9 protein-coding genes and 1 pseudogene are annotated in these 12,608 nt (G+C 49.8%); 1 reads left to right on the forward strand and 9 read right to left on the reverse strand.

Annotation, left to right across the window (positions count from 1 at the left end):
• Positions 1-159 precede the first annotated feature (159 nt).
• Positions 160-2,493 (forward strand): alkaline phosphatase D family protein, encoded by a 2,334-nt coding sequence (locus tag NX722_RS09865; protein ID WP_262567844.1) that lies wholly within the window; start codon positions 160-162, stop codon positions 2,491-2,493.
• Positions 2,494-2,505: 12 nt separating this feature from the next.
• Here NX722_RS09865 and NX722_RS09870 read toward each other — a convergent pair.
• The 9 genes and pseudogenes from NX722_RS09870 to NX722_RS09910 all read right to left on the reverse strand — a co-directional run bounded on the left by NX722_RS09870 (position 2,506) and on the right by NX722_RS09910 (position 12,603).
• Positions 2,506-3,122: pseudogene (locus NX722_RS09870) on the reverse strand (IS1 family transposase).
• Between the two features lie 268 nt (positions 3,123-3,390).
• Positions 3,391-4,749 carry a VWA domain-containing protein gene (locus tag NX722_RS09875; protein WP_262567845.1) on the reverse strand — a complete coding sequence of 453 codons (1,359 nt, stop codon included), beginning with the start codon at positions 4,747-4,749 and terminating at the stop codon, positions 3,391-3,393.
• A gap of 144 nt (positions 4,750-4,893) precedes the next feature.
• A complete protein-coding gene (locus tag NX722_RS09880; RefSeq protein ID WP_262566687.1) occupies positions 4,894-6,447 on the reverse strand; it encodes a transposase in 1,554 nt (517 codons plus the stop codon).
• A 45-nt stretch (positions 6,448-6,492) separates the two neighbouring features.
• Complete coding sequence (locus tag NX722_RS09885; protein ID WP_262567846.1) at positions 6,493-6,861, reverse strand: hypothetical protein; 369 nt, start codon at positions 6,859-6,861, stop codon at positions 6,493-6,495.
• A gap of 117 nt (positions 6,862-6,978) precedes the next feature.
• Positions 6,979-7,962: a DUF3150 domain-containing protein gene (locus tag NX722_RS09890; protein WP_262567847.1), complete on the reverse strand. Its 984-nt coding sequence runs from the start codon at positions 7,960-7,962 to the stop codon at positions 6,979-6,981.
• On the reverse strand, positions 7,959-8,780 hold the full coding sequence (locus tag NX722_RS09895) for a CbbQ/NirQ/NorQ/GpvN family protein (RefSeq protein ID WP_262568638.1): 822 nt from the start codon (positions 8,778-8,780) through the stop codon (positions 7,959-7,961). Before NX722_RS09895 ends, NX722_RS09890 begins: the two co-directional genes overlap by 4 nt.
• Complete coding sequence (locus NX722_RS09900; RefSeq protein WP_262567848.1) at positions 8,780-10,516, reverse strand: reverse transcriptase domain-containing protein; 1,737 nt, start codon at positions 10,514-10,516, stop codon at positions 8,780-8,782. Before NX722_RS09900 ends, NX722_RS09895 begins: the two co-directional genes overlap by 1 nt.
• A 706-nt stretch (positions 10,517-11,222) precedes the next feature.
• Positions 11,223-11,570, reverse strand: coding sequence for an AAA family ATPase (locus NX722_RS28865; RefSeq protein ID WP_407647981.1), 348 nt, complete (start codon positions 11,568-11,570; stop codon positions 11,223-11,225).
• Positions 11,560-12,603, reverse strand: a complete 1,044-nt coding sequence (locus NX722_RS09910) for a lambda-exonuclease family protein (RefSeq protein WP_262567849.1) — start codon at positions 12,601-12,603, stop codon at positions 11,560-11,562. The genes NX722_RS28865 and NX722_RS09910 overlap by 11 nt, the downstream gene beginning before the upstream one ends.
• Between the last annotated feature and the right edge of the window lie 5 nt (positions 12,604-12,608).

The raw sequence follows: 12,608 nt of genomic DNA on the forward strand, positions 1-12,608 counted from the left end.
GTTGATTATAAAAATCACATGATTGAGGTCATACCTGTTCACATAACGGTAATAATCTGATATCAAACTACTCAGACTTACTCTGAGCCTACGCCCAAGGATGTCATACCATTGCGGTATTGGAGGCTTAAAAACAATAATAAAGAACAAGGAAGACTCATGAGCTATACCCGTCGCCGTTTCCTGCAGACTCTTGTGGTTTCTGCCGGTGTTGTAACCCTGTCCAGCCTGACTGGCTGTTCTAATGATGACAATACCGACAGCCAACCTTCAGACTTATTGCCCACCATTGCGCCTGAGTACTTTCCACAGTCCGTGATGTCCGGCGATCCCCGCCCAGACTCCGTTATTCTGTGGACCCGAGCCATCAATGGTGACGCCGATCTCAGTGTGACTTTGCAGGTCGCCAAAGACGCCCAATTTACCGAGCTACTGGTTGATGAAGTCTTCACCACCAGTGCCGACAACGGCCGCTGCCTCAAAGTGCGAGTCACCGATCTTGACGCTCACCAGCACTACTACTATCGCTTTATGTTCCAAAACGAGGGTAAGTGGATGAGTAGCCGCATCGGCCGCACCAAAACCGCTGCCCTGCCCGATGCCGATGTACCGGTGAAGTTTGGCTTTGCTTCCTGCCAAGACTACGGCGGTCGCTACTACAACACCTACCTGTCTTTGCTGGCCCAAGACGATCTGGACTTCGTACTGCATCTGGGTGACTACATCTACGAAACGGTGGGCGACAGTGGCTTTCAAGATGCCACCGAAGAGCGGAGCATCGAGTTCCGCGATCCAGACGGTGCCATTCAGATGGGCACCGAAGACGCCCCATTGGCAGCCGCGGCCAGCGTAGACAACTATCGCCAGCTGTATGAAACCTACCGCAGCGATCCAGTTCTGCAACAGGTGCATGAGCGCTTCCCTCTGGCCGCCATCTGGGACGATCATGAGTTCTCCGACGACAGCTGGCAGGACGTTGCCACCTATTACGACGGTGCCAAAGACGAACAGTACAGCCAACGTAAACGCAACGCTGAGCAAGTCTACTTTGAGTTCATGCCCATTGACCATACCACAGCCCACGGTGATGAAGGCGCTGGCTTGATGGCAGTGGATGAATCTCAGCTGTTCCCTAACACCAAAATCTATCGCGAACTGCGTTTCGGTCAGCACTTGCACCTCGCGCTCACCGATTACCGAACTTTCCGCCCTGATCACCTGATTCCTGAGGATGCCTTCCCCGGCACCGTGGTCATGGATGCGGCCACACTCACCGCGTTTCTCACCGCCACAGGCATGCCCCAGCCGGTTGTGGATGCCACGGTCGCCGCCATGAGCCCAGTCATCGACATCGATGCACCGGAGATGGCGGTATACAAGGCCAGCTTCATCGAGCTGTTCACTGGTCTCTATACCCAGGAGCTGGCAACCCGATTGCAGATAGACCCCGCCACCGCAGCGGTGGAAGCGGCCACTCGAGCTCAAAATGCTATCCAAGGCAAGCTGACCAGCAGCTATCTCAACTTGGCTCTCGCTGGTGCCCAGGCCAGCCTGCCGGCAGACCACCCCCTGCAGGCACTGCCACCGCTACCAGAAACCGGAGTGGAAACCGGTCTAGGCTTCTACACCTTGGGTAAAACCAGCCTATTTGCCGATTTAGGCGCTCGCTATCTGGTGATCAAAGACACCTTCGACCTCTATGCCGGCTACCTGGAGTGGCTGGCCCAGCAGGAAGGAAAGAGCGTGCAAAGCCCTTATGATGCCGAGCAGCTTGCGTGGCTTAGCGGCGTACTGACCCAAAGCGATGCCACCCACAAGATGATGGCAACCTCGGTCTCCTTTGCCCCACTACTGGCGGATCTGTCTGATAGCCGCCCTGACAGCGGGGTGCCGGATCTGGAAGCGGTACTCAACTCCGATCTGGTGCCGTCGTCTCTGAAGCAGCGTCTTTACCTCAACGTGGATCACTGGGATGGCTTCCCACAGTACAAAACCAATCTGGCCAAGGATCTGCTGAGCCCTACCGGCACCATCACCTTTGCTGGCGACATCCACGCCACCTTCGTGACTCAGCACCCAACGGATGCAGCCACCGGCAATACCGCCATCGACTTCACCACCAGTTCGGTCAGCTCTGGCACCTTTGGCTCGTTTTTGGATGAAGGTCTTCAAGGTCTGCTGTCTCAACTGGGGCCGGTACCCGAAGAGATTGATCAGCTCAAGTACTTCTTCGATACCATCGCCTTGACCGCCAGTAAACGTGACGACGTCACCTCAAAGCTGCAGTTCTCTAAGATGTGGGAGCACGGTGTTGGCGTGGCAACAGCGACATCAGACGGTGTGCAGGTGGCCTTCCACAACATCCCTACTTTCTGGGACGGCACTGACTGGGTTCGTACCTCGTTCTACGACAACCCGCAAACCTTCCTGGCACAGGTACGCACACACTTGGTCAACTGGAAAGATGGCGAGCTAAATATCGTGCCTGCCTAATCCGGTCACGTTTCAAACAGGTTGATACAAAATCCGTGAGATGAACTCTCCGATCACCTTGTCGTGCAGTTCCTCTAAGCGAGAAAAGCAGAGTTCTACGGGTTAATCGTTTAAGACGTGTACGAAGTGTCAGATTGTTTCTCTCGATGCTTTGTGTCAGTTTCTTGCTGATAATATGGCTCTGTGCCGGTAGCTCTGAGCCATAGGTTTTCCAATCATCGGTGCAATAGAACCTGAACTTATAGGGTTTGACCAACTTTATCAGCTTCTTCAAGGTTTTCTTCGTTCTGCGTCCAAAGATATGTGCGATTACCCTCTGGTAGCAAGGCTCCCGTGCGTAGAACAGCCAGCTCTGATTTTTCTTATTGCCAACATAGGACCATTGTCCATCCATCTGGCAGATTAGCACCAGCTCTTCATTGTCGAAAGGGAGTGACGTTACCTGTGGCGGGGCGAGTTTTTTAAATGGCTGATGTCCGTCGTTGGACTGATCCCCAGAACACGACCTGTATCCCTGACACCAGAACCATTCATAGTCATGCTCACTATGGGCTCGTGGGTGCTTTGCCATTTTTCACAACGCCATCTGTGGTATCACAGTGAACACATACAACTTTAATGATTGCCATAGGGAAAAAAATAGATAGAGTATCAGCAAAGCTCTTCCGAAAAATATACGAGATCAACGCATCTGATTCATGACCCTTTTGAGGGTATCGTGAGGTTCCTGCTATAACAGAAAGCAAAAGTACCCTCAAAAGTACCCCCACATTATTTTTTAGCCCACATTAAATTTTCAAAACCGGGTTCGAAGTTCATTTTGCTCAGGAATGATAGCATGAGCAAAAAGCCTGCGTCAGGAAGACTTCCCTGTCTAACCATTTCACCCTGAAAATACTACCCAATAATCCAATCGCGAGTCAGCGAAAAAATAGAAGACTTCAGTTGATCAAGTCGATCAATCATCAGGCTCTTTGGAAACAGCTCTTTCACCAAGGGAACATTGATTCCCAGCCCCACCACATCTATCCCTGACTGCTGACAACGACTCACCAGATCGACCACCGCATCGCGATGCTCACAGTCAGGCGCTCCATCCGTAATCATCAGGATCAGACGACGCTCCACCTTTGCCTGACAGATTTGGTGAACCGCATGCCACAATCCGGTGGCCATGGGTGTTGAGTCGTGGCTATCCAGAGCCACCAGTGTTTGAGCTACCTTTTGAGTAGACTCTTTGCCTGTGACGATAGGAAAGACTCTATCTTCTCTGGTACCCGGATAAGCCGATGCTGAAACAGTGACTCCGTTTATCTGCTTCAGTGCATACACCAGCGCCAGAACCGCTTCCCTTGCCAACGGCATCCTTACTGCCATAGAAGAAGAAATATCCAGCGAGATATGAACGGTGGCATTGATAGTGATGGATTCTGCCCGTCGTTTGAAAAGACGACCATCATCCAACGCTATTCTGTGTAACCGTTTGCCATCTATCCGGATGCCTCTCTTGCCTGTGCGATCTCTGGTGAGCGTTTTTGCCTGAACCAGTCCAGTTAGCTGTGCGGCTAAACGGGTGGATTCTGACTGCACTTTCCAGAGCAAGTCTTTTGCAGCCTGCCTGTCTTCATCTGTCGTCACCACCGCATCCAGTCCTGGTGTGGTTGTGATGGCTGACATCCCTGAAGACTGCTCGCAACTCCATGACTCCAGCTCTCCGGCGACCGTTTCAAACAGGTCATCCGGCCAGTCCTGATCGGTAGATTCCAGAATTTGTTTCAAGCTCTCTTTTTGGAGCAACAGGTCTTCAGCCTTGTCTGAAGCATCGCCATTGCCTGAAACGTCCTGGTTACTACTTCCACACGAATATTCAGGATTATCACCTTCTCCTTCCTCAGAATCGGATTCTGGCTCACCACCTGACACAGAATCTGTTTTATCCTCCTGATTCTGCGGTTCAGGTTGCTGAGAGTTGGTTTCCTGCTCTTCTAGCAAATTTTCGGGTTTGTCAGAATCTTCCTCACCAGAATCTTTGCTGTCAGAATTTTCATTGCTGAGATTCTGAAACAAAGCGATGATATGGTCAGCCAAAGTCAGGGCTTCCCTGGTGCTGTTCAAGTCGGGAACCTGCTTTAACAGTCCATTCAGCGAATCCAGTAACTGTTTGGGAAAACAGGCTTTCATCACTTCACGGGCTTTTATAGCTTCCTGCTTCAGAGCCTTCTGACCCAGCACATCAAACCGCAAGATAGACAACAAAGCGTCGTTTAGCACCTTCACAGGCGGGTCACTCTTGTCCGGCGCACTTAAACGACCTTCAACCTAAATTCAGCAGTTGAACGCCATTGAGCCATGCCGTTAGGGATAGCTTCTCACAGTTCAGAGCAGCATTTTTTTAAGTTATTAACCCGATCCAATTAATGGTTGCATCGTAATAACCTGCCCCTTTTTCAAAAATTTCGAGACTGCTTTCGTTAAAATACGACACCATGCGTTAATTGGAGTCAACTGCGGTGCGATACTTTTGATTGAATCAAAAAAATCACACAGTTCACTTTGTAATTTCGCAATTTTATACATCCATCGATGCTGGCTTGTCAGCTTTATTTTCTTTTGATTGCCAGAGTGGGTCAGCTTGCCAATTGAACTCATTAATAAGGGACGGCTGGTAATTGATTCTTTATGGGATTCCGGATTACTCAATCGAACGTATAGCGTCCACCAGTTGTAAACCAAGGCAACCATTCGGGCCAGCATTCGACATCTTGCCATATCTTTTGTTACATAACCGCCCCAGCCCCATTGGTTTTTGATTTCATCAAAGTTATTTTCACAGTCAGCCCTGTTGCGATAATGATTAATGATCGAGACTATATCATTATCAAGAGATGTGACCAGAACCGAATACTCGTAAGCTTTTATATTTTCTGGCTCTTCTATTAATGCTAACGTTTGTTGACGTTCTTTTATTCCTTTTTCCAACATCGGTATTTCATTTTCAGGACGCCGTCTTCGAACAATAATTATGCGTCTTTCTTTTTTCCATCCTGACAGTTTAATTACGGATTCTTTTCCCTCCCAATGGTTGTCGTATTTTACCCATCCTCCGCTACAGTGTGCATTCCCTATGGCTTTCTTAACGTTGTCGTGCTTCTTCATTTTAAAAAGATAATGACAACCAGCATCTTCCAATTCGCTCATTACCCGGTCACTTCCCCAATCACAATCACCACGAACAAATTCAGGCCAGCAACATTTTGGAAGTCGATTTAATAGCTCCATTAAACCGGGTAAAGAGTATTTACTTTGACTTTGATTTCCGGGTCTGACTTCAACCTCCAGTATTAATTTAAGATTAGCCATCATATATGAGTGGTAAGTATGAGAGGGCCTCCCTTTCTTATGTGGGTTATAGCCATTAACCGCTCCTTCCTGATGCCCATAAATGGTTTTCACGGTAACATCAACATCCATAATCCATGGAATGGTTAATAACGGATCAAAACAGAGATGGAGGTGTTTTTGCATCCATTCAACGCCTTCATCTTCGTCAATCTTCTTTAAACCACGCCTGGCAGAATCATCGCTGACAATTTTTTTCATCCCAAGCAACTGAGCGTTTACTTTATCACCAATAATTGTTCCGATATGCGCATAGCGTTTATGTCCTGAAAGAATGGAAAGCATTAATGAGCCAATCACATCCACTTTTTGAGGGGCGTTTGGGCTTTTATAAGTTAGTGGGCAATCGTTAATCCAGGGTTCAAATCGGTGACCTGTTTTTAAAAACTGTATAAAAAAAGGAAGCTGTCCCATTGGGGTGACCGATGCTTCAGGCTCCCACTCGACATGAATTTTACCGTCGAAAGAATCGACTTCGAGTTTGACGGATAAGGGGTCTTTTTCCATTTCAGACAACTCACCCTTTGGGGGAGTGGGTTTTGGTGGTCGAATCATCTTCAAGCCCTCAATATTGTTGAGGGTGAGAGTTTAGCTCAGGGGTTAACCGCTGAATTTAGGTTCAATCACCAACTGGTGAACGACATCCGCAAGAGAAAATGCAGCACCGGGGTATTCCCGGCTGATGGCTTTTTCAATGCGAATATCTTCTAAAAGGTTGGTCAGCCTGCGCCGTAAAGCAGAGCCTTCGTAATCCAGATAAAAATCTGTATAGCGAACATGTGCTGCTTCGTGACTGAGAAAACCCCATGCCAGCTTTTCCTGCTCTGGCCGTTGCGGGTCAAAGGCGGGTAGCCAGATACTTTCACCATCGGTGCAAGCTCTGTGACCAGCGACTTCAACCCGAACACCCATTTTCCTGCCCAATGCACTGCCAACGATGGGTAGTGCTTTCTGTAAAACAGGAGCCATATCCAAATACCTCTCGATCAATATAAAAGAAGAAAGGGACATAGCACCTGCCCAAGCGGGCACTATGTCCCGCCAGGGCTTTTTATCGTAAAAGACAACGTCCTTTAAAAAGACGCTTTAGAAGTAGAAAGTGGCTGTGGTGTTTGTTTCCTCTGGCACCACGACCGGCTTCTCAATAACAGGCTCTTCCTGAAGCTTTGTGTCGTTTACCTCTGGCGATTGGGCAACCTGCGTCTTCACAGGCTTCCCTTTGCTGGAGGTATCAATAGCCGTCAGTCCTTCTGCACATCGCTCCATTTGCTCCACTGAACAGAGCAACAACACACGCTCCATCAGCTGAGTCAGCACCTCACCTTCCAGCGCACCGCTTTTGGGCAACTGCGCTAACCCGGCATCCAGCCGCTGTACTACCGGAGCAATACCGGGATCAACAAAAGCCAGTCCGTGTAGTTTATCCCTGAGCCGAAGAATCGGGTTCAGGGCTTTACGGGTGACTTTTTCTTTCCCTCGGAAGGTCTGCTCAAACAAGGTCTGAGCATCCCGACTGATTTCCTCTCGCAGCGTATTACCCAGCTGGTCAACCTGTTGGTTCAGGTTTTCCGGCTGAGGCGATGCCACCACTTTGTAGGTCGTGTAACCAAACTGGAAACGCTGACCTACGTGCTGAACATCCGGCACGGCATTCCTGATCGCTTCGGCAAAGTCAGGGTGGGCATTCACCCATTCCTGAATATGCTGGTCGTAGCGGGTCAGAAAGGTCCGCTTTTCCTGATTGAAGTCCTGCTGCACCTGATCCAGTTTCAGACTTAAACCTGAAATGGAGTGATCCGGTACCGCATAGCCTCCCAGAAACCGCACACCTTCTCTGGCACACAACCGACACGCCTGATCTCTCAGACGATGAAACGGCTTCAGCACTTCCCGCTTGCACAGTTTCTTGCTGCCCAGCGACACCACTTCATCAGACGGCAGCTGTCCGCCTTTGCCCAGAACCAAATCCTCTGGTTTCAGACGACGAGCGCCTGACCAGATGGAGCAGTCCAAAGCAATGACGGCCATTTGGTCGAGTATTTGCGTCACTGTGGTATGGGTTGCACTCATGATTCATGACCTCCTTCCCACAATTCCCCAAACACGTCACTGGCAATCCGGTGAATCGCTTGCCGTTCTGCCTGTTCGACCCTGGCGGTCAGGGCTTGCTCCAGAGCGTATTCAAACACCCTCGGCGCACCCTGAAAGCGGAGCGACAGCCTTGCCCAGCGCACGAGTCCACGAGTGGACAACGTAACACTGAGCTGTGACTCCCCTTCCCCTCTTCCATTGGCGTCACCCGTGAACAGACGACGAACCTCGTTAGCGAGCTTCACCATCTTTTCCCTGACGATGGTCGGAAGGTCTGGCACTATCTGATCCAGAATCATTATTTCAGTGAACTCATCGGGATAGTCCACTTCGATACAACGGAAGCGGTCTAACCAAGCTAACGACTGTCGAAGCACACCCTGATACAAGCCACTGCCATCACCCGCTCCGGCACTGTTACCTGTGGCAACAAACCGGAATCTTGGATGCACCGGAATGATTTCTCCACCGTTCTGCGCCAATACGAGAGGCGCACCGTCCAGCAGATCGTACAATCCGGCCAGCTCTGCGGGGTCAGCTACATCCATTTCATCCATGATGAGGATATGACCTTCCTTCACCGCCGTGCTCAATGCCCCGTACTGAAAAGGTGTTGCACCCTTATCAAGAACTTTCTGACCCAGAAGATCATCCAGTAGGCTCGACTGCCGGCACCGTGACTTGTATTGAAGTTCAAATTTGACGAACCTCACAAGCTGGCAACCAACAGCCTGCCCCCGAACGCAGCATGCACCTTTCAGTGCACTACGCTCTCCAGTATTAATATCTTGCAGCATTACCACATTGCGAGTTCCTGGTCGGCCATTTCCGAAAGCTTTATGCCATCGTATTTGCCGTTATGGATCTGCCTGTGGCAGTCATGACAGACCGGTATTTGCTTCCGGTTTATTTGCGCCATTACTCTGGTGAACCCATTGGGTATTTGTCCCATTTTGCGAATATGCCTGACGTGATGCATTTCCACATTTTCAGGATTACCGCAAATTGCACAGTGGCAACCAAGCTTGCTCCTTGTCCGCTTGTTTGTTCGCACCCTGTACAATTTTTCAGGGTCAAGCCCCACCTCACTAACATTGAATGCGTTTTGATCCACTTTAAGCGAAAGCTTATGGCTGTAGCCATTGAAGTGGATCTTCTGCACCCCGTTTTTTGTAGGTTTCAGAGCTGTAATCTTACCGTTGCCTTTTCTCCAGACCTGCCGGAATGAGCAGCGCCTCCTGCTTGCTAGAGTATCTATCAGTGATGACTGGAGAATCAGTACAATCCAGCTCATTCTTGGTCTGTTGGCAACGAAAGAGTAGTAATTCAGAATGCCCCTCAAAACTGAGTTGTAGTAAGCCACTATTTCCCATTCCTGTCTTGAGATTAATTCTCTACGCGCTTTTCCCACGTATGACCCTTTCTGAGCGAATCCATCTTCAACCAGCTTATCCATAAGGTCCATTATTGGGGCTTCCAGCCTAATAGTTCCCGCGCCACTACGCGCAAGTGTTTTGCGCTTGGCCGGGCCGCTCTTGCGTTTGATGATATGCCCGCAGGGGTCCGTTTTAATAAACGTACCAAGGAACATAATCTTCTCCCTATCGGGTCTCGTGATAAGGGTTTTCTCAGGAGATAGCTCCAGTTTCAATTCATGTCTGAGGAATTCCTCAGCCTGTTTCTTGATGTCTTTTGCCATCTCCTTCGGGCCATAGATTCCCAAGAGCCAGTCATCAGCGTAGCGAACGTATTTGATGGCACGGTACGCATCATCGTAGTACTTCGTTTTACGCTGCTGTTCTCGCATTGCTCTGACCTTACTGACCATAGCTTTATGCTCCTGACTGCCTCGTTCCAATTTCCCCAAGCCCACGAGCCGATCAACCCTGTCAGACAATTGTCTGGCACGACTGTTTATCAGCTCATATTCATGGGTCACCTTGTTTGCGGTTTTGAGCTTTTTGGTATTCGCTATCCACTCTTCAACTTTACAGTCGAACTCGTGCAGATAGATATTCCCAAGGACAGGGCTAACTATTGCCCCTTGTGGAGTTCCTATCTTGGTTTGAAAATACGTTCCAAGATATCGACCTCCACGACTCTTTGGTTTGCCCTTTTGATCCGTCTGAACAACCAGCTTTCCAGCTCTTAAAGCCTTCCAGACCAGTTTAATGAATCGCTCATCCTTTATTCGCTTTCGCAAGATAGCAATCAGTACATGGTGGTCTACATTGTCAAAGAAGCCTTTGATATCTCCCTCAATAATCCATTTGACGCCTTTCCATTGATCGTAGACCTGCTTTAGTGCTGAATGGCAACCTCTTGCTGGGCGAAACCCGTGACTGCTGTTACTGAAAATCGGTTCATGGATTGCCTCGAGAATCATCCTCATGGCTTCCTGAATGACCTTTTCCGGTGGTGGCGCTATGCCCAATCGACGGAATTTACCGCTTTTTTTGGGAATCTCCTGAACTCTCACGGGAGAGAACCGAAAATCTTCGGTCTCAAGCTCCTGAATCACTTTCCTGATCATCTGGAGTGAGTACCCGTCCAGAGTTCTGTAATCGGAACCCTTCGTCATGTTACCGGTTTTACTTTTGATGTTTTCATAAGCGGTAATTAATACCCCTTCATCACAAAGCAACCGGTAGAGTTTCCGGTTAATATGGTGTTTGTCTTTCCGGTTTTCCTCTGCAAGTGTCCGAATTTGAGCCAATCCGTCGGCAGCCATATTTTCGACCTCCATTGTGATTACCTCTCTTTCAGATCATTAATACCTGCGACCCTTCGCCGTGTCCTGACTGTTAGATCAGGCGTTTGACTACTACGATCGCTCCGTCACCATAGGAATTACTCCCCTTAGGCGATCCCGCAGTTACGCGTTTGTAGTTCCTGATGCCTTAGGCTGCCTTTCCGCAACGTGTTACCTGTACTGCCATGCAGTTTGGCCAGCGACTCCGAACTTCGGCCTTCAACCATGGAGCTGTCAGTTGAAGGTCGGAGCCCATCTCGTTTTCAAGAGTCTTTCGAGGGGGGTGCCGTAGTTACCCGCTGTCGTTGCTGGGCTTTAACCAGTATGGGCTTAGCCATAGCATCGTAGCTGACGTCGATATTGAGTTTTGACTCTTAGCTCTCAGAACGCCTTTTCCGACCATGCTACACTCGGCTCGGGGATTTCCCCCTTACCTAAGGTCGGTGCTTTATACACATCCGAAGTAGTGTAATTCCTCCTAAAACAACTAATAAACGCGCCACAACGGCGCACGTTCCATTCTTCCGTGAACAGGGATCATCTGAGTTGGCCAGTGCAGCCTTGCAGCCGCCTGCACCACCAGACTGGTTTTGCCGCAGCCTGTCGGCCCCGTCAGGTATAAACCGTCGCCTTCAGGGTTATCGAGAAACGCTAACAATTTCCGCAGCCGGTCTCTGTCAAACACATAAGGCTGAACAGTTGGTACTGCCGGATGCCCGCACGCCTGTAAACCTTCGAGTAGGATCAGTTGATTCGTATCCAGGTCAAAGGTTTCGTTCAGTTCATAAAATGCAGGCTGTAAAGCCGCTGGCGTAGACTGAACCTCAGTTTCCATCGTTAATTTCCTGCCACTTCGTAAAATAAAAAAAGGGCAGGAACCCTCCCCGGATGGAGAAGATCACTGCCCCACCCGGGTTAAGTATTCCTTTGTCCAGCAGGGTCACCCTCACCTGCTCCCTGCCCTTACGGCGGAAAGCATCAAGATCAGGTAACGCCAGCTGGTGTTGCTGACACAAGGCTTCCAAAGCCTTTTGGTAGTCCACGGAACCGGCGCAATCACTGCGGCAGATTCGCAAACCATCGGACTCAGCTACCCGAAAAGCGCCCATCAACTTCTGCAACTCATGTTGCATCAGCTTCTGCTGAGACTTTCCGTGGTTCAGTTCTTCCTTTAGCTCATCCAGATGTAACTGACGACGGCGGTAAACCGCTGCCAGTTTGTGCCATTGCGCCTGTTCTGACAGACCTTGCGGCACAAATACATCCAGATTCGGATCTTTGTCCGGCTCATCCCCTTGTTCCACCCGTTGCCAGAACGCTTCCGCTTCCTGCTGCAACGGTTGAATCAGGCTCTCATCCCTGTTGATACAAACCGGCAGAATCGGCATGCCTTTGTGGTAAAAGCAGAGCCAGGCTCTGGGTGCATCCGCAACCAGCATCTGAAACTGCACCTGCACCAATGCACGACGATAGCCTTCCGACTGATCCTTCAACGTCTTCACTTCCTGATAAACCTTCTGGCACGGTGCTTTCAGCTCTACCGGAATACCATCTTTGGTGATACCGTCAAAGCTGGCACGAAGCCTCGGGTTCTGCTCCCACTCGCCGCAAACCGGCAAAAGAGGCGCATCACCTAAAGCCTGTTCCATCTGATTCCGGGCATCGTCTTCATCCTCAATGCCTCGCTGGACATGGGGATTAGACGACAAATCCGGCTCTTCCAGGAGCCCGGACTTCTCTGCCCAAAGCTGCCACCGTGATTTATAAGACGATTGCCCTAAGATCACAGCAGCATCACTGGCCGTAACACCGCAACGCCGCCAGTCCAGCCACATCTGCGACCGCTGCTCAAGATTGACCGTTTTCATAAGGC

Origin of the sequence: Endozoicomonas gorgoniicola, assembly GCF_025562715.2 — a bacterium.
Lineage (GTDB): Bacteria > Pseudomonadota > Gammaproteobacteria > Pseudomonadales > Endozoicomonadaceae > Endozoicomonas_A > Endozoicomonas_A gorgoniicola.

Coding starts and splice junctions, on each gene's coding strand:
- NX722_RS09885 (WP_262567846.1), bottom strand. CDS start 6,861: ATGGCTCCTGTTTTACAGAAAGCACTACCCATCGTTGGCAGTGCATTG.
- NX722_RS09895 (WP_262568638.1), bottom strand. CDS start 8,780: ATGCTGCAAGATATTAATACTGGAGAGCGTAGTGCACTGAAAGGTGCA.
- NX722_RS28865 (WP_407647981.1), bottom strand. CDS start 11,570: ATGGAAACTGAGGTTCAGTCTACGCCAGCGGCTTTACAGCCTGCATTT.
- NX722_RS09880 (WP_262566687.1), bottom strand. CDS start 6,447: ATGATTCGACCACCAAAACCCACTCCCCCAAAGGGTGAGTTGTCTGAA.
- NX722_RS09900 (WP_262567848.1), bottom strand. CDS start 10,516: ATGATCAGGAAAGTGATTCAGGAGCTTGAGACCGAAGATTTTCGGTTC.
- NX722_RS09910 (WP_262567849.1), bottom strand. CDS start 12,603: ATGAAAACGGTCAATCTTGAGCAGCGGTCGCAGATGTGGCTGGACTGG.
- NX722_RS09890 (WP_262567847.1), bottom strand. CDS start 7,962: ATGAGTGCAACCCATACCACAGTGACGCAAATACTCGACCAAATGGCC.
- NX722_RS09865 (WP_262567844.1), top strand. CDS start 160: ATGAGCTATACCCGTCGCCGTTTCCTGCAGACTCTTGTGGTTTCTGCC.